This window comes from Polyangium sp. 6x1 (assembly GCF_029946515.1).
Classification (GTDB): Bacteria; Myxococcota_A; Polyangia; order Polyangiales; family Polyangiaceae; genus Polyangium.
The window spans coordinates 14,756-31,847 of record NZ_JARZHH010000063.1 but is presented as its reverse complement, the minus strand read 5'-3'; the positions used below and the strand labels follow the sequence as shown (position 1 = coordinate 31,847).

The 17,092-nt window shown below is 68.0% G+C and carries 15 protein-coding genes and 1 tRNA gene; 10 read left to right on the top strand and 6 right to left on the bottom strand.

What is annotated here, in order from left to right:
• Positions 1–56 precede the first annotated feature (56 nt).
• The 3 genes from clpB (at position 57) to QHF85_RS38830 (ending at position 4,490) form a co-directional block, all read left to right on the top strand.
• Positions 57–2,666, top strand: coding sequence for an ATP-dependent chaperone ClpB (gene clpB, locus QHF85_RS38840; RefSeq protein WP_348652798.1), 2,610 nt, complete (start codon positions 57–59; stop codon positions 2,664–2,666).
• 148 nt (positions 2,667–2,814) lie between these two features.
• Positions 2,815–4,113 (top strand): serine--tRNA ligase, encoded by a 1,299-nt coding sequence (gene serS, locus QHF85_RS38835; RefSeq protein ID WP_281332465.1) that lies wholly within the window; start codon positions 2,815–2,817, stop codon positions 4,111–4,113.
• Between the two features lie 74 nt (positions 4,114–4,187).
• Positions 4,188–4,490 carry a S24/S26 family peptidase gene (locus QHF85_RS38830; RefSeq protein WP_281332464.1) on the top strand — a complete coding sequence of 101 codons (303 nt, stop codon included), beginning with the start codon at positions 4,188–4,190 and terminating at the stop codon, positions 4,488–4,490.
• A gap of 30 nt (positions 4,491–4,520) precedes the next feature.
• On the opposite strand, the gene QHF85_RS38825 is transcribed toward QHF85_RS38830, so the two are convergent.
• Positions 4,521–4,769, bottom strand: a complete 249-nt coding sequence (locus tag QHF85_RS38825; RefSeq protein ID WP_281332463.1) for a hypothetical protein — start codon at positions 4,767–4,769, stop codon at positions 4,521–4,523.
• 471 nt (positions 4,770–5,240) lie between these two features.
• On the opposite strand from QHF85_RS38825, the gene QHF85_RS38820 reads away from it, so the two are divergent.
• Entirely contained in the window at positions 5,241–5,678 is a 438-nt protein-coding gene (locus tag QHF85_RS38820) for a hypothetical protein (RefSeq protein ID WP_281332462.1), read from the top strand.
• On the opposite strand, the gene QHF85_RS38815 is transcribed toward QHF85_RS38820, so the two are convergent.
• Positions 5,668–6,396 (bottom strand): hypothetical protein, encoded by a 729-nt coding sequence (locus QHF85_RS38815; RefSeq protein ID WP_281332461.1) that lies wholly within the window; start codon positions 6,394–6,396, stop codon positions 5,668–5,670. The two genes, QHF85_RS38820 and QHF85_RS38815, sit on opposite strands and share 11 nt — an antisense overlap.
• A gap of 307 nt (positions 6,397–6,703) precedes the next feature.
• Here QHF85_RS38815 and QHF85_RS38810 point away from each other — a divergent pair, with 307 nt between their 5' ends.
• The 5 genes from QHF85_RS38810 to QHF85_RS38790 all read left to right on the top strand — a co-directional run bounded on the left by QHF85_RS38810 (position 6,704) and on the right by QHF85_RS38790 (position 10,146).
• Positions 6,704–7,579 carry a DUF4339 domain-containing protein gene (locus QHF85_RS38810; RefSeq protein ID WP_281332460.1) on the top strand — a complete coding sequence of 292 codons (876 nt, stop codon included), beginning with the start codon at positions 6,704–6,706 and terminating at the stop codon, positions 7,577–7,579.
• 193 nt (positions 7,580–7,772) lie between these two features.
• Positions 7,773–7,846: transfer RNA gene (locus QHF85_RS38805), tRNA-Gln, on the top strand.
• Positions 7,847–7,984: 138 nt separating this feature from the next.
• Positions 7,985–8,611: a sigma-70 family RNA polymerase sigma factor gene (locus QHF85_RS38800; RefSeq protein ID WP_281332459.1), complete on the top strand. Its 627-nt coding sequence runs from the start codon at positions 7,985–7,987 to the stop codon at positions 8,609–8,611.
• Positions 8,608–9,084, top strand: coding sequence for a hypothetical protein (locus tag QHF85_RS38795; protein WP_281332458.1), 477 nt, complete (start codon positions 8,608–8,610; stop codon positions 9,082–9,084). The genes QHF85_RS38800 and QHF85_RS38795 overlap by 4 nt, the downstream gene beginning before the upstream one ends.
• 39 nt (positions 9,085–9,123) lie before the next feature.
• Entirely contained in the window at positions 9,124–10,146 is a 1,023-nt protein-coding gene (locus QHF85_RS38790; protein ID WP_281332457.1) for a M35 family metallo-endopeptidase, read from the top strand.
• Here the strand turns inward: QHF85_RS38790 and QHF85_RS38785 are convergent.
• From QHF85_RS38785 to rho, 4 genes are all read right to left on the bottom strand, one after another.
• Positions 10,104–11,672 (bottom strand): sensor histidine kinase, encoded by a 1,569-nt coding sequence (locus QHF85_RS38785; protein WP_281332456.1) that lies wholly within the window; start codon positions 11,670–11,672, stop codon positions 10,104–10,106. The two genes, QHF85_RS38790 and QHF85_RS38785, sit on opposite strands and share 43 nt — an antisense overlap.
• 13 nt (positions 11,673–11,685) lie before the next feature.
• On the bottom strand, positions 11,686–12,783 hold the full coding sequence (locus QHF85_RS38780; protein WP_281332455.1) for a (Fe-S)-binding protein: 1,098 nt from the start codon (positions 12,781–12,783) through the stop codon (positions 11,686–11,688).
• 57 nt (positions 12,784–12,840) lie between these two features.
• Positions 12,841–14,964, bottom strand: coding sequence for a GAF domain-containing protein (locus QHF85_RS38775; protein WP_281332454.1), 2,124 nt, complete (start codon positions 14,962–14,964; stop codon positions 12,841–12,843).
• A gap of 209 nt (positions 14,965–15,173) precedes the next feature.
• Positions 15,174–16,421, bottom strand: a complete 1,248-nt coding sequence (rho, locus tag QHF85_RS38770; protein ID WP_136935274.1) for a transcription termination factor Rho — start codon at positions 16,419–16,421, stop codon at positions 15,174–15,176.
• 352 nt (positions 16,422–16,773) lie between these two features.
• Between rho and yccX the strand changes: the two genes are divergently transcribed.
• Complete coding sequence (gene yccX, locus QHF85_RS38765) at positions 16,774–17,052, top strand: acylphosphatase (protein ID WP_281332453.1); 279 nt, start codon at positions 16,774–16,776, stop codon at positions 17,050–17,052.
• Positions 17,053–17,092: the final 40 nt, after the last annotated feature.

The following is a 17,092-nucleotide window of genomic DNA, read 5'->3' as shown; positions in this document are numbered from 1 at the left end:
GGCCACTTGGCAAGGGCCTTGCTTGCACGAGATCCGGCCTTAGTTTCGGTCGTGCCATGCGGATCGATAGAATGACGACCAAGGCTCAGGAAGCGGTTCGTGCTGCCGTCGACCTCGCGAGCCGCCGCGGAAACCCGGAGCTTTATCCGGAGCACCTTTTGCGAGCGATCATCGCTCAGGAGGATGGGATCGGGGCGCCGCTCCTGGAAAAGGCCGGCGTCGACCCGGGCCGCGTTTTGCAGGCCCTCGACGCCAAGATCGACAGTTACCCCCGCGTGAGCGGCGGCGCCGAGCCGAGCTTGTCGCGGCGCGGGCTCGGCCTGCTGCAAAAGGCCGAGGACGAGATGAAGGGCCTCAAGGACGACTTCATCTCCACCGAGCACCTCTTGCTCGCCGCGCTGAAGAGCGACAAGGACACGGCGCAGCTCCTCGAGCGGACGGGGCTCAACCACGACAAACTGCTCGCGGCGCTCACGCAGGTGCGCGGCAATCAGCGCGTCACGGATCGTGACCCGGAAGGCAAGTTCCAGGCGCTCGACAAGTACACGCGCGACCTCACGGAGCTCGCGCGGCGCGGCAAGATCGACCCGGTGATCGGCCGCGACGAAGAGATTCGCCGCACGATCCAGGTGCTCTCGCGCCGGTCGAAGAACAACCCCGTGCTCATCGGCGAGCCGGGCGTCGGCAAGACGGCGATCGTCGAGGGCATCGCGCAGCGCATCGTCGCCGGCGACGTGCCCGAGTCGCTGAAGGACAAGAGGATCGCGGCGCTCGACCTCGCGGCGATGGTCGCGGGCTCGAAGTTCCGCGGCGAGTTCGAGGACCGGCTGAAGGCCGTCCTGAAGGAGATCGAGGGCGCGCAAGGCCGGGTCATCCTGTTCATCGACGAGCTGCACACGCTCGTCGGCGCGGGCGCGGCCGAGGGCGCGATGGATGCGGCGAACATGCTGAAGCCCGCGCTCGCGCGTGGCGAGCTGCGCTGCATCGGCGCGACGACGCTCGACGAGTATCGAAAGCGAATCGAGAAGGACGCGGCGCTCGAGCGCAGGTTCCAGCCCGTCTTCGTGGGCGAGCCGAGCGTCGAGGACACGATCGCGATCCTGCGCGGGCTCAAGGAGCGGTACGAGATTCACCACGGCATCCGCATCCAGGACGCGGCGCTCGTGGCCGCGGCGGTGCTCTCGAACCGCTACATCACCGAGCGATTCCTGCCGGACAAGGCGATCGACCTCGTGGACGAGGCCGCGAGCCGCATCCGCATGGAAATCGAGAGCTTGCCGACGCCGATCGACAACGTCGAGCGGCAGCTCGTGAAGCTCCAGATGGAGGAGCAAGCGCTGCAGCGCGAGTCGGACAAGGCGAGCAAGGCGCGCCTCGAGGACATCAAGCGCGAGATCGCCGAGCTGCAGTCGAAGCGCGACGCGATGCGGGCGCAATGGATGCGCGAGAAGGAGCTGCTCACCGAGATCAAGAAGACGAAAGAGACGACCGAGCAGCTCCGCCTGGAAGAGGAGCGCGAGAAGCGCCGTGGCGACCTCGGCAAGGCGGCCGAGATCCATTACGGCAAGATCCCCGAGGTGGAGAAGAAGCTCCAGGATCTGCGGGACTCGCTCGGAAAGCTCCAGGAGAAGGGCAGCTTCCTCAAGGAGGAGGTCACCGACGAGGACATCGCGGCCATCGTGTCGAAATGGACCGGCATTCCGGTCTCGAAGATGCTCGAGAGCGAGATGCAGAAGCTCCTCCGCCTCGAAGACGAGCTCCGAAAGCGCGTCGTCGGGCAGGACCACGCGCTCGTGTCGGTGGCGAACGCCATCCGGCGCTCGCGCGCGGGGCTCGGCGAGGAGAAGCGGCCGATCGGCTCGTTCATGTTCCTCGGGCCGACGGGCGTCGGCAAGACGGAGCTCGCGCGCGCCCTCGCCGAGTTCCTCTTCGACGACGAGAAGGCGATGGTGCGCATCGACATGAGCGAGTACGGCGAGCGGCACACGGTCGCGCGGCTCATCGGCGCGCCGCCCGGATACGTCGGCTACGAAGAGGGCGGTCAGCTCACCGAGCCCGTGCGGCGCAGGCCCTACACCGTGGTGCTCTTCGACGAGATCGAGAAGGCGCACCCGGACGTGTGGAACGTGCTCTTGCAGGTGCTCGACGACGGCCGATTGACCGATGGTCAGGGGCACACCGTGGACTTCAAGAACACGATCCTCATCCTGACCTCGAACATCGGCACGCCCGCGGCGATGGCGATCGAGGAGCGCGAGGGGCTCGACCCGCGGGACAAGGGCGAGCTCGTGCGGCGCGTGGTGCTCGAAGAGGTGCGCAAGCACTTCCGGCCGGAGTTCCTGAACCGGCTCGACGACATCATCGTGTTCCGCAGGCTCGAGCACAGCGAGATGGAGAAGATCGTCGACATCCAGCTCGCGCAGTTCGAGAAGCGCCTCGCGCGGCGCGGGATCACGATGACGGTCGCGCCCGCGGCGAAGGCGTTCCTGATCGAGCATGGCTGGGACCCGCAATACGGCGCGCGGCCGCTCAAGCGGGCCATCCAGCGTTACATCGAGGACGAGCTCGCCAAACGGCTGCTCGGCGGCGAGTTCAAGGCGGGCGATACCATCTCGATCGGACGGTCGGGCGAGGGGCTGACCTTCTCGAAAGTGACGTACAACTAGAGCGAGCAGCGCTCGGCGAGATCGCGTAGCGAGCTCGCCTCGGGGGGTGAATCGTCCGGGCTGTGCCTGGACGAGAGGGGGACGCGAGGCGTCCCCCTCGTGAGGATGAGTAGCTGACAGCGGCGGAGGTCTCGGCTAAACCCGCCCCATGCTGGACCTCCGCCACGTCGTCGATCACATGGACGACGTCCGCGCCGCCTTGGCGCGGCGCTCGCCCGCGGCTGCGGCCGCCCTCGCCCCCATCGCCGAGCTCGGCCAGAAGCGGCGCGAGCTCATCGCGCTCTCCGAGTCCAAGGCTGCCGCGCGCAACCAGGCCAACGAGAAGATGGCCAAGGCGGACAAGAAGTCCGCCGAGTTCGCCGAGCAACGCGAGGCCCTGAAGCGCCTGTCCGCGGAGATCAAGGACGCCGAGCAAGCGCTCAAGGACGTCGAGTCGAAGATCCAGGATCAGCTCGCCCTCGTCCCGAACATGCCCGATCCGTCGGTGCCCGATGGCAAGGACGAGCACGACAACGTCGTCGTGCGGACCTGGGGCGACAAACCGTCGCTCTCGTTCACGCCGAAGGCGCACTGGGACATCGGCGAGGGCCTCGGCATCCTCGACTTTTCGCGCGGGGCGAAGCTGTCGGGCTCGCGCTTCACCGTGCTCTGGGGCGCGGCGGCGCGGCTCGAGCGCGCGCTCATCAACTTCATGCTCGACCTGCACACGCGCGAGCAGGGCTATACGGAGATCCTCCCGCCCTTCCTGGTGAAGGACTCGGCGCTCTACGGCACGGGGCAGCTGCCGAAGTTCGCCGACGACCTCTTCAAGACGCACAAGAGCGATCCGGAGCGCGCCTACGACCTCTATCTGATCCCGACGGCCGAGGTTCCCGTGACGAACCTCCATGCCGACGAGATCCTCGAGGCGGACAAGCTGCCGCTCGCCTACACCGCGTACACGCCCTGCTTCCGCGCCGAGGCGGGCAGCCACGGCAAGGACGTGCGTGGTCTCATCCGGCAGCACCAGTTCGACAAGGTCGAGCTCGTGCGCTTCTCGACGCCCGAGACCTCCGCGGAGAACCACGAGACGCTCACGCGGAACGCGGAAGAGGTGCTGCGGCGGCTCAACCTGCACTACCGCGTGTCTCTGCTTTGCGCGGGCGACATGGGCGGCGCATCGCAGAAGACGTACGACCTCGAGGTGTGGCTGCCTGGGCAGAACGTCTATCGCGAGATTTCGAGCTGCTCGAACTTCGGCGACTACCAGGCGCGGCGCGCGGCGATTCGTTACCGGCCCGAGCCGAAGGCGAAGCCGCGGCTCTTGCACACGCAGAACGGCTCGGCGCTCGCGGTCGGCCGGACGGTGATCGCGATCCTGGAGCAGTACCAGCAGGCCGACGGCACCGTGGTCGTGCCCGAGGTGCTGCGGCCATTCATGGGGTGTGAGGTCATCAAGGGGGTGTAGAGGGGCCTCACCCCTGGCCGCTCTTCCTCCGGTGGCCCTCGCTTCCGACCTCCTGTAACCTGGCCGTCAGAGCCATGGGCTGGGCCACTGGACACATTGCCAAGCTTCGCGCCGGGCAGGTCGCTTCCTTCCGGCCGCGAGGCAACTCCATGTCTCCGCGGATCGAGTCCGGCCAGCTCTGCACCGTGGAGCCCGTCGACCCACGCGACATCCACCCCGGCGATATCGTCCTCTGCAAGGTCCGCGGGACCGAGTATCTGCATTTCGTCAAAAGCGTGCAGGATGGGCGGTTCCAGATCGGGAACAACCGGGGGCACATCAATGGGTGGATCGGGCACCATGCGATCTTCGGTCGGCTCGTGAAGGTGGAGCCGTGAGGGGATGGCCGTCGTCCGCGAGGGCCGTGCTCACGGGCCGCTTCGTTGCGCTTCGAGCTTGTCCCGGAGCTCGCCCAGGGACTCGAGCCAATCTCGGTAGAAGCTCGGGGACGGCTCTTCCTCGTGCATGGGTGGTTTTCGTTTCGCGCGTACTTTGAGCCATCGCTTTCGCGTGAGCTCCTTCGCCTTGAGCCCTTGCTCTAGGTCTGCGAGCAGAGGCACGAGCACGGCGAGCCCCTCCTCGGGCTTTTGGTTCCACCCGCAGGACTCCGCGTACATGCGTGTCAGTTTGCATTGCTCCCCGAAGTCCGAGAAGCCCAGGCGGACCGCCTCGTTCCAGGCGTCGCGGCAAACTTCGAAGGGTTGTTCGGAGCCACAGGCTGCACGGAGAGCATCTTGGATAATGTATCGACGCACTTTGGGTACCAAAGGCTTGTAGGCATCGCATGCGCGTGCCCGCGCCACGACCTCCGCCTCGACCTGTCGGTAGCCGTCCGCGATCTCGGCGAAGCTCCGACCTCGCGATCGTGCAAAGGCCTTGGAAACAGCGCGGCGTGTTTCCCAAATCGCCTCGTAGACTTGGTCGATTTCTTCCCCATCAGGGCCCGGATCGTACCCTTCGAGCATGCTTCGCGTGACTCGTGTCGGGCTCCTCTCGCCCCTTCGTTGGGCTTCTAGCTCGTCCTGGAGACGCCTCGAAGTCTCGAGCTCGTCTTCGTAAAACATGGTGGGCCGTCGCGCCGCCCTGGCTTGTTCGAGCCGTTCCACGAGCTCTGCGCGGAGCGGCTCGAGCACTGCGAGCCCTTCCTCGGGCTGCTCGTCGAACGCGCAGAAATCCGCGTACATCCAGGAATGCATGCACTTCATGCGGAGACCCGTGAAGCCGACGCGAACGAGACCGTTCCAGGCCTCGCGACAGACCTCGAAGCTGGGAGCCTTGCGACGCGCCAGCGAAAAGATCGACTCGGCGATGCGTCGCTTCGTCTCGAGCACGCCGAGCTCGTTGTCACCCATGCGCGCCACGAACTCCGCCTCGACTTTTCGGTAGTCATCGACGACTTCGGCATAGCTCCGGGTCCGATCGAACGATTCCAACAAGATGGCGTTGCTCGCTCTCGTGAGCTCCGAGAAGAGTTGACCGATTCCTACTTCTTCTGTGGTCATATCGACCCAAGTGTTACCATATGATGTTCGGGTATATGCACGATTTCCAGGGGCCTTCCGTGGGCCACTTCTTCTCTGCAATACATTGCTTATAACATTGATTGCATCTTGACGACTTCCATACGTCCCCGGGTTCGTTTTGCACAGGCGTCCCCAGGCAAGCCGTCCGGTGTCTATTGCATTCGTTCTCCCACCTCGGCCTCTTCTGAATCGTCTCCGCAATATCCTTGCTGAGCTCCAGCTCAGCGGCGATCACGACGACGATGGGGGCCGCCTCGATGATGAGGTCGGCGAGGGCGATCGCCACGACCACGAGCGCACCGGGGTGCCCGACGAGCCCACGTTCGGCCGGCGTCTGCCCGTTCGCAGGCGCGGGCGACTCGGACAGGCGCATCTTGCGCAGCCTGGGGAGCTCCTCCGGGACGGTCATGCCTCGCAGCGCGATCCGCATGCATACCGCGAGCTCCGTATGGGGCACGCCTTTGCTCTCCACATCCACGACGTTGCCGTCTTCGTCGACCTTCACCGTGGCGTCGAGCGTGTAGTATCCGCCCCTGAGCTCGCCGCCGAGCTCGTCGACGCACGCGCGTAGGCGCTCCGCGGTGGCATCGGGGACGCGCGGGCGGTCGTCCTGCTGCGCCAGTTGTCTGACCGTGGCCCCGCAGCCGAGCGGCACGAGTGCCGTCGTCGCGCAACCGAGGAGGCCGAGGGAGAGAAGCCTTCGCACATCCGGGAGCGCCATCGCCAAGATGCGAGCAGGCCCCCCGCAGCTCTGTCAACGTGCTGCGTGTCCGTCCTCACGGTGTACCCGCCCCGCAGAGGAAAGGCCCGCTCGTGAGCCCCACGAAAAACTTGGCCGACCTCACGACAACCCTGTAGGAGCGCCCTAGTCACGCCGAGCGTCCGTGCTCGCCCCATATCGCGGGGCCTGCGGATGCCGTGCGTTTGTCGGGAAGGGGCGTCTCATGCAGGCGTCGTGTGCGTCGTCGTCCATCGAAAGCAGGAGTCCGGAAGACACGATCCCCTCGGTCTTCCGTTCGCGCTCCTCCATGCTCCCGCCCGACTCGGACCGCCCGACCGACGTGGATCCGTTGCCGCTCGCGCGCGAGAGCCATCCGACCCTCCCCTACGAGCGCTCGAACCCGAAGGCCTGGTTCGCGAACCATAAAAAACGCCGCAAGCTCGCGCGCATCGACCTCGACGAGGAGAGCACCGAGAGCGGGAGGCTTATGCCGGAATGGTGCGTCGAGCTCGGCGATGGCCTCAGGGCCATGACCACGTTCGAGCTCTGGATGGCCCTCGCCAGGGGCGAAATCGGCGCCGAGACCACGGTCTGGCGCGACGGAATGGAAGGCTGGACTCAAATCGCGCAGATCCCCGAGCTCGCCTACGCGCTCGCCGATTCTGTGTCGTTCGACCCGCCCCTCGTGACGCCCGCGCCGCTGCCGGACGTCGCGCTCACGCCCGCCCGGGGGGAGGCGAGGACGCCTCTCACCTTCACCGGGGCCGTGGCGCAGACGGGAGACCCTCCGCGTGTACGGTCTGCCGAGGGGGACGAGACCCACTCGGAGCCCATTTCGCTCCCTCTTCGCGCGTGGCCCTTCGGTCGCAAGGGTGGGTCGCGAGGGTCTTTTGCAGGGCAGGGAGGGCTCTCCTTCATGCTCGGGTGTGTCGTGGCGGTGACGGCCGTGGGCGTCGCGCTCGTGCATCGAGGGATCGCGCCCGTGGTCCTGTCCGGGCAAGGCGTGGGTGCGGACCGTCCCACGCTCGTGGCCGGCGCCTCCGAGCTCGTGTCGAAGGTGGGGCAGAGGACGGCTGTGACCGTGCGGCAGATGGAAGCGACCCCCGTGGCGCCCCCTCCGCCGTCGGCGCGCCACCATGCCGACCCTGGGCAGAGACGGTCGCGACGGGGCGTCCGACGGTAGCGACCCTCCCCCCGGAGGGGAACGACCCTCCCGCCGGAGGGTCTCGACCCTCTTCGGAGAGGGTAACGACCGTCGCGGAGACGGCGCTTACCCTCCCGGGGACGGTCCGGACCATCTCCTCGGCGCGTGCCAAGCGAGGAGAGTCGCGCTATCGTCCCGCCCCTCTGGCGCTCCGGTCACTCCCGGAGCTCCCTCCGGCGTCGTCTAAGGGCAGGACGGGGGACTTTGAATCCCCTAATCATGGTTCGAATCCATGCGCCGGAACCAAGCCCGCGGGGGGCAGGAAGGCGGGCCGCCAGGCTCGACCGGTCCGCGGAGCGCGCGGAAGACGACAGGCACGCGAGACAGACTCTAGCGCTGCGCGTGCGAGGGCGTTTACCGTAGCTGCCGAGGGAGCAGCCTTTCGTGACGAGCGACGACGAGACCGAGGAGGCCAGGTTCGTCGCGCGTCTCGTGGCGCGTGACGAGTCGGCCTTCAACGAGCTCGTCGTCGCCTACGAGCGGCGCGTGTTCGCGCTCGTGTTCCGGATGATCGGCAGGCGCGAGGAGGCCGAGGACCTCGCGCAAGAGGTCTTCGTCCAGGTCTTCAAGGCGATCGATCAGTTCCGCGGAGAGTCGAAGCTCTCCACGTGGATCTTCCGGATCGCCGTGAACCTCTGCAAGAACAAGGCGAAGTACCTCTCGCGGCGCAAGGTGGGCGAGCAAGAGGACGTCCACGAGATCGCCGATCGCGTGGACGGCGACGCGGGCAAGGGCGTCACGGTGAGCGGGGCGATCAACCGCCCCGACGAGATTCTGGAGGGCATGCAGCTCGAGCGCATCGTCAAGCGTGCGATCGAGCAAGTCGACGCGGACTTCCGCGAGGTCCTGATCCTGCGCGACGTGGAGGACATGTCCTACGACGAGATCGCGGAGGTGACGGGACTGCCGGAAGGCACGGTGAAGAGCCGCATTTTCCGCGCACGCGCGCAGCTTCGGGCCCTGGTCGAGAAGGCGCTCGGCGACAAGCTGAGGAACGAGAAGAAGGCATGAGCGGCGACGCGAAGCGAAAGCCAGAGGCGGGCGCGCCGGCCGACGAACACGAGTTGCTCGGCCCGGAGGGCGACATCAGCGAAGAGCAGGCCGAGCGCCTCGCCGCCGAAGCAGAGCGCTGGCTCGACGCCGAAGAGAAGGCCGCGGCGAAGGACGAGACGGCAGGAGCGGACGAGAAGCGCGCGGCGAAGAAGCACGACGAGGACGAGGACGAAGCGCCGCTCGACGAGGTCGAGGTGCGCGAGCTCTTGCGACGCGCGCTGCGTCCGCCGCCGGGCTCGGTGGCGCCGAGCCTGCTCGGAGGCGTGCAGAAGAAGCTGCGCACGCGCTCGCGGGGAAAATTCTACGGCGATGGATGGAGCACGTCGCGCTCGCCGCGGTCGACGTACCTCGTGACGAGCATCCTGATGCTCGTGCTCGTCGCGTTCGTGTTCCTCGTGCTCGTGCCCTGGGGCGGCGGCGCCCTTCCTTGAACATCATGTAAGCTGACAAGTCTTCGAGGGGAGCTTGTCATGTCCAAGGACGACGAGGTTCGCATCAACGAGACCATGAAGCAGATCATGGTGCTCTTTCCCGCGGAGGGGCGGGGGCTCAAGGATGCGATCCAGAACCAGTTGATGTCCGCGTTCGCGAACGGACCCGCGCGGGCAAACCTGAGCAAGCTCTTGTCGATCGGGGGAATTCACATCGGCGGGACGCAGCGCCGGCACGTCGAGCGGGTCTACCTGCTCGCGGAGCGTGTCCTCGGAAAGAGGACCGACGTGCAGATGGCCACGTGCAAGCAGATCGCCGATTCGCTGACGGAAGCGCAGCTCCGGGGCCTCGTCGTCGGATGGGCCAAGTCCGTCGCCGCCACGCCGCCGGGCGGCACGGTGCAGATCGCCGAGTCGTTCAACTACGGCCCTGCGGACGCGGCGCGGCGCGCGGAAGCGGCCGTCACCAAGGCCAAGCGGATCCTCGGCGACATGTATCAAGGCATCGCCGCGGCGAAGGCCGATGCCAAGGAGCGCACGCGCTTCGAGCGATGGTTCGGCCCGATGGAAGCGACGCGCTACGACACGGTGCGAAGGAACGTCGAGACGATGTTCCGCGATGTCACGACGCGCCCGCTCAAGCTGTATTACCGGGGCGCAGGCGTCACGAGGAAGCCGAATGATCAGCCCGGCAGTTTCTACCACGACCCTGACTTGCCGCTCACCGAGGAGCTCGGGAACTACGGCTGTTTCATCCCAGGTTTCCCGAGAGGCGGCGCCGAGCGCGACCGCACGCACATCCTCCTCGGCGGCGCCTTCTTCGCGGACTGCCAGGTCGTCTCCCACCCGACCGACGTGTTCAAGATGTCCGCGGCCGGCGTGATCATCCACGAGCTGTCGCACGCCCTGTGCGCCACGAACGACGAGAAAAATGCGAAGGGCCAGGTGCTCTACGGACCACCCAAGTGCCTCGCGATCGCGGTCGCGGCCCCCGCGACGGCCGTGACGAACGCCGACAGCTACCGGCTGTTCTCCGACGAGTACGACGGCGCCTCGGTCTGATCCGACGTGGACACGCCCGCCGCAGGCAGGTGAATCAAAAACCGCGTGCCGCCGCCTTCGCGGCCGAGGCATCGGATCGTCCCGCCGTGCGCCTCGACGATGTCGCGCGTGACCGCGAGGCCGAGGCCGGTGCCGCGTTGCTTCGTGGTGAAGAAGGGATCGAAGATCGACGCGCGTAGCTCCTCGGGCACGCCCGAGCCCGTGTCGTCGACCGCGAGATCGATGCCGCTGTCCTCGGCCTTGCGGATCGAGACGACGAGCTCGCCGCCTTTGGCCATGGCCTCGCGCGCGTTGCGCACGAGGTTCAGGAGCGCTTGACGGAACTGCGACTCGTCGAGGCGCGCGTCGGGCAGATCGTCGTCGGCGTCCACGCGGCTCGCCACGCCGCCGCGGTCGAGCTCGGGCCGCACGAAGGCCACGAGCTCGCGCGCGAGGTCCTCGACGCGCTCGCGTTCGAGCCTCGGACGAGGCCTGCGCGAGATGCTGAGGTACTGCTCGGCGATGCGCGAGAGCCGCTCGACCTCGGCCTTGATGGCGACGACGAGCTGCGAGGCCTCCTTGTTGTCGGACGAGGCGACCTCTTCTTCGAGCAGCTCGAGGTTCAGGCCGATCGACGAGAGCGGATTGCGGATCTCGTGCGTGACGTGCGCGGCCATCTTGCCGATGGCGGCGAGGCGCTCGGCGCTCACGAGCTCGCTCCGGGCGCGCTGGATGGCGGCGACCATGCCCTCGAACGTCGTCGCGAGCTCGCCAATCTCGTCGTTCGAGGCCACGACCTCGCGCGGCGTGAGGTCGCCTCGCGCGACGGCCTTCGCGCGCTCGGTGACGGCCGTGAGCGGCGCGAGCACGCGGCGCGCGTAGAGCGAGATGACCACGCCGACGAGCAGCGTGAGCACGAAGAGACCGACGAGGAGCTGGATCGATCGGGCCTCGCGTCGCTTCGCCTCGGCCGTGAGGCTCTCCATCCGCTCCTCGACGCGCAGCTTGATCGCGCGCAGGCGCTGCGCGCCCTCGGCCTCGCGCTTCAAGAGCTCGTCCCGCGCGCGCTCCGCGGCCTCGCGGTCGCTCACCGCGAGCGCCTGGAAGAGCTGCCCGAACCGCTCGGGATCCGCGCCGACGAGTTTTTCGATGGCCGCGGCCTCGCGCACGATCTCTTCCTGGAACTTCGCGACGGAAGGATCCTCGTCGACGAGCCCTTTCTCCGCGGCCTCGCGCACGTGCGCGAACGTGAGCGGGCGCGTGCGGCGCGCGGTCTCGATCCACTCGCGCACGTCGCCGGGGTTCTTCGCCGCGGTGATGTGGTTGAGCTGCGCGTTGAACACGTTCTGCGCGGCGAGCGCCTCGCCCACGCGGAGCAGGAGCGGCGCGTATCCGCTGCGCAAGAGCTCCGCGCCCTGCGCCGTGTCGCGGAGCGCGCGGAAGCTCCACGTCACGGTGAGCGCGAAGGCGACGAGCACGAGCACGTAGCTCGCGAGGAGCCTGCTCGATACGGTCCGCCTGCGGCGAGGTGCTTTCGGTGTCGACATGCGCGCCGCGAGCTCAGGGAGCGAGCGCCCGCGCGAGCAGGCTGACGAGGTCCTCGGCCTCTTCGCCGCGGCTGCGGAAGCGCCGCAGGCTCGACGCGCACGCCGTCACGAGCAGGCCGCCGCCCTTCGCCTTGTGCTCGGCGATGCGCGCGTCCGCGATGGCCTCGCTGGTCCGCGGCCGCGTCACCGGCAAGAGGCCGCCTGCGCCGCTGCATTCGCCGTGCTCGCGGTCGCGCTGGAACGTCGCAGGTTCCTTGCCGGCCATCTTCGCGAGCAGCGCGCGCGGCTCGTCGTACCGGCCGAGCCCACGGCCGAGCTGACACGGCGCATGCCACCGCACGGTCGTGTCTGCGAGCTCGGGAAGCACGCGCAGGCGGTCCTGTGCGGCGTGCGCGAGGTCGACGAGCAGCTCGGGCTCGCGGGGCAGGGTGACGCCCACGCGCGCGTGCTCGACCATCGCAGCGCGCGCGCAGCCCGGGTCCACGACGACGAGGCGCGGGACCTCGGCGACCTCGGCGGCGAGGCGCTCGGCTGCGACACGGAAACCTTCACGGTCGCCCGCGTGGAGCGAGGGAAGGCCGCAGCAGCCTCGAATCGCGCGCACCGGTCCGCCGACGAGCTTCGCCGCGGCCGCGAGCGCGTCTCGCGCCACGGACGGGTTCTTCCGGACGTACGAGCAACCGACGAGCACGCCGGCCGCGACGGGCCCGTGCCGCGGCATCTCGGCCTCCATCGCGTCGAGCGCAGCGGCCGTCTCGCTCGCGCGCTCGTGGGTCCGCGTCACGACGTCCACGGCCCCTTTCGGCGCCGCGCCGCGCGCAAAAAAGTCCGCGCGCGACTCCACGAGCACGGTCGCGGGCTCGTTCCTGTGGTCGCACTTCTCGCGGCACGCGTGGCAGCCCGTGCAGGCCCACGCCGGCGCCGTGTGCTCTGCCTCGACGGGCACGTCGCCGCGGCCTGCGAAGTACGTGAGGCTCATCTTGCCCCACGGCGTCACCGTCTCGCTCGCCTCCGCGTTCGAGACGGGGCACGCGGCGCGGCAGAGCTTCGGGCAGTACACGCACGTCTCGAGCGCGCGTTTGTGCGTGGCGACGATCGGCAGGCGGAGCACCTCCGGAGTCTCTGCTCCCGGGGCGATGAGCGCAAGGGATCCGCCGATTCCGAGGCCCTATCCGGTTCGTCCCGCCGGCTGACCGGGGTTGCTCGCGCGGCCGCTGCGTCGGCTCGGCGGCGCGTCGTCGCCGGGTTGGCTCGCTCGCGACGTCTTGGCCGATCGACCCGCCTCGGTCTCCTCGGCTGCCTGCGCTTGCGGCGAGCGCGCGGTCGCCGCGGCGCCCGAGGCCGGCGTGGGGTTTTGCCCATGCACGAGCGGCAGACCCGTCGCCTCGTCGATGCGCGCGCTCGGCGACGGCGGCACCTGCGACGGCGCGTGCGGGGCCGGCGGCGCGATCGTCGCGTTCGTCGGCGTCTCTTGCGGGATGCGGATCGTGAACGTCGTTCCGCGCTCGGACGAATCGACCTCGATCGAGCCGCTGTGCTCGTCGACGATCTTCTTGACGATCGCGAGGCCGAGGCCGGTGCCGCCGCGCTTGCCGCTCGTCACGAACGAGTGGAACAGCCGCTCGCGGATCTCCGGCGGGATGCCGCGCCCCGTGTCCGAGACGCTCAGCACGAAGTCCGCGCCTTGTCGGAGCGCGCGCAGCACGACCTTGCCGCCGCCGTGCGGCTCCATCGCCTCGACGGCGTTCCGCACGAGGTTGTGCACGACGCGCGTCATCTTCGTCTCGTCGAAGCGCGCGGTGCCGCGGTCGTCGAGCTCCATCACGATCGTGACGCGGTTGCCTGCGAGGTCGAGCTGGAGCTGCTTCTCCAGGTCGCCGAAGAACTTCGTCAGGTAGACCTTGCGCACGAGGATGCTGCGCTCGCCGCGCGCGAACTCCAGGAGCTCGCGCTGCATCGCGCTGATCGCGTCGAACTGCTTCAGGATGAGCCGCGCGTGCTCGGCGCGCACCCCGGGCTCGCTCGCGGTCGCCATGAGCTGCACGTAGCCGCTGATCACCGTGAGCGGCGTGCGCATGTCGTGCATCACGCCGGAGAGCAGCCTTCCGATCGCCGTGAGCCGCTCGCTCTTCTCGCGCTCGGTGCGCGAGCGGAAGAGGCGCACCGCGGTCGACGCGTTCGCCGACACGAGCCGCAGGAGCGATCGATCGTCCTGCGTGAAGCCGAGCGTGTTCTTCGCGTTGTAGAGCCCGAGCGCGCCGAGCGACGTGTCTTCCTCGCCTTCGAGCGGCACGACGATCGCGCTCTCGATCTCCAGGTCGAGCGACGGATGCATGTGCGCGAGCGCGGCCTCGGCGACGGGCCCGATCGGCGGGTCCTTCGGGCCGAGGTGGATCGACTCGTTGTGCGTCATGGCCCAGCCGAGCAGGCCTTCGCCGCGCTTGACGGGCAGTCGCTTCACGTCGACGTCGCGCACCGAGACGCCGGGCGCCGACGCGTCGACGAAGTACAGGAACACGCCGGCCTCGCCCTCGTCGACCAGCAGTCCTCCGGCGCGCGCCTCGCACGCCTTCGAGGCCTCGGCGATCACGGCGCGGCTCAGCTCTTCGAGCGACGAGGCCCCGCTCATCGCCGTTTCGAGCTCGAAGAGCAGCTTCAGATCGGCGACGCGGTGCTCGAGCTGCTCCTTCGTCTCGACGAGCTGCATGTTCTTCTGGATGACCGAGAGGAACAGGCGCGAGTTGTCGATCGAGATGGCCGCCTGCGTGGCGAGCGCCGAGAGCAGCTCCTCGTCGTGTTGCGAGAACTCGCCCTTGCCGCCGTGCTTGTTCAAGACCTGCACGACGCCGATCGTGCGGCCCACGTGGTTGCGCATCGGTGCGGCGAGGATCGAGCGCGTCCGGTAGCCCGTGAGGTCGTCCCACGTGCGCTGGAAGCGTTTGTCTCGGTACGCGTCCTTGACGCGGGCGATCTTGCCGTGCTTGGCGACGTGGCCGGCGATGCCTTCGCCGACAGGCAGCTCGATCGAGCGCACCTCGCCGCCGAGCATCACCCGCGACAGCAGCATCTTTCGCTGTTCGTCGAGCAGGTACAGCGTGGCCCGATCGGCTTCGAGCAGCTCCGTGATCTTGCCGAGGATGAGCTCGAGGAGCTGGTCGAGGTCGAGTGTGGAGCCGAGCGCGAGCCCCACGTCGCGCAGGGCGCGGACGGTCTTCTCGGAGCGTTCGAGCCTGGCCTCGAGCTCCTCGACCCGGGCCGTGAGCTCTCGCAGGCGGTCCGCCTTGCCGGTCACCAGTCGACGCTAACACGCCTCCGGCCGGCGCTACAGCGCTCCCGTAAATTCGCGATGGATGGGGCGGTTTGCCCGGGGGATCGGTAGGAGAGGGGGGAGGGGAAGGGAAGGGGGCCCCCTGTGGAGGGCCCCTCGGCCGCGGTCACGGCCACGCGGGGGTTTGGGGGCAGAGTTCCGCGAAGCGGAACGGAGCCCCCATCGACGACAGACTACTGATTCATGGATTCGAGGAACTCCTGGTTCGTCTCGGTGCGGCTCACCTTGTCGAGCAGGAATTCCATCGAGTCGATGACGTTGAGCGGGTGCAGGAGCCCACGGAGCAGCCACACGCGCTGGAGGATCCACTCGGGCAGGAGCAGCTCTTCCTTGCGCGTCGCGCTCTTGTTGATGTCGAGGCAGGGGAAGATCCGCTTCTCCATGAGCTTGCGGTCGAGGTGGATCTCGCTGTTGCCCGTGCCCTTGAACTCCTCGAAGATCACCTCGTCCATGCGCGAGCCCGTGTCGACGAGCGCGGTCGCGATGATCGTGAGCGAGCCGCCCTCCTCGATGGAGCGGGCCGCGCCGAAGAAGCGCTTCGGCTTGTGCAGCGCGTTCGAGTCGACGCCGCCGGAGAGGATCTTGCCGCTCGGGGGCACGACGGTGTTGTAGGCGCGGGCGAGGCGCGTGATCGAGTCGAGCAGGATGACCACGTCGTGCTTCTGCTCGACGAGGCGCTTGGCCTTCTCGATGACCATCTCCGCGACCTGCACGTGGCGCGTCGCAGGCTCATCGAAGGTCGAGCTGATCACCTCGCCCTTGATGTTGCGCTGCATGTCCGTGACCTCTTCGGGCCGCTCGTCGATGAGCAGCACGATGAGCGTGGTGTCCGGATGGTTCGTGCTGATCGCGTTCGCGATGTTCTGCAGCAGCACCGTCTTGCCGGCGCGGGGCGGCGAGACGATCAGACATCGCTGGCCCTTCCCGATCGGGCAGAGCATGTCGATGATGCGCGTCGAGAAGCCCTTCGTGCCGTTCTCGATGTTGAACTTCTGCTGCGGGTAGAGCGGCGTGAGGTTGTCGAAGAGGATCTTGTCGCGCGCGACCTCGGGCGAGACGCCGTTGATCTTGTCGACCTTGAGCAGCGCGAAGTACGCCTCGCGCTCCTTCGGCGGCCGGATCGGGCCGCTCACCGCGTCGCCCGTGCGCAGGTTGAAGCGCCGGATCTGCGACGGGGAGACGTAGATGTCGTCCGGACCCGGCAGGTAGTTGTAGTCGGGCGCCCGCAGGAAGCCGAAACCGTCGGGCAGGCACTCGAGCACGCCCTCGCCGTAGACGGGCTGATCTTGCGCGGCGAGGGCCTGGAGCAGCGCGAAGATGAGCTCCTGCTTGCGCAGGCCCGCGGCTCCTTCGATGTTGAGGCCCTTGGCCATCTGCACCAGATCGGCCATCGATTTCTGCTTCAGTTCACGCAGGTGCATCGATCGAAAACTCCACGGAGGGGCGTCGGCCGGTCGACGGCGCGTTCCCCGAGTTCGGTAGGGTTGTAGGAAGGTCGAGCTTCGAGTCGGCCGTTGGGCCGGCTCTCGTGGATGCCCGCCCCTGGGAAGGGCGGTTCGACGGACTGACAGTGATGAGGCGTCCCCAGTGAAGGGGCGCGGCCGGGCGCGTGGCTCGGCGGGCGGGGACTCTATCAAGCGATACTGCCCTGTCAATCGGCCGTGTCGCCTCGCAGGTTCGCTCCTTCAGGGGCGGATCGTTTCCAGGACGTCCGCGCTGCAGGCCTCCGAGGTTGCCTCGGTCGCGACGTGCGAGTAGGAATCGAGCGGTCCGATGGGGCTGAAACAAGTGCATCTGCACGTGAAGGGTCGCGTCCAGGGCGTCTATTTCCGGGCGTCGACGCAGCGCGAAGCCAAGCGCCTCGGCCTCGCCGGCTGGGTCAAGAACCGAACGGACGGGGGCGTCGAGATCCTCGCCGAGGGCGAAGAAGACGGCCTGAAAGAGCTCATCGCCTGGGCCCAGAAGGGTCCGACCGCGGCGCGCGTCGAGCGCGTCGATGTCCGCTGGCGCGGATTCCAGGGAGAGTTTTCGGACTTCCGCATCGTCGAGTGAGTCGCCCTCGACCTGGAAGGGCCGCGCGCTCGCCCGTCGT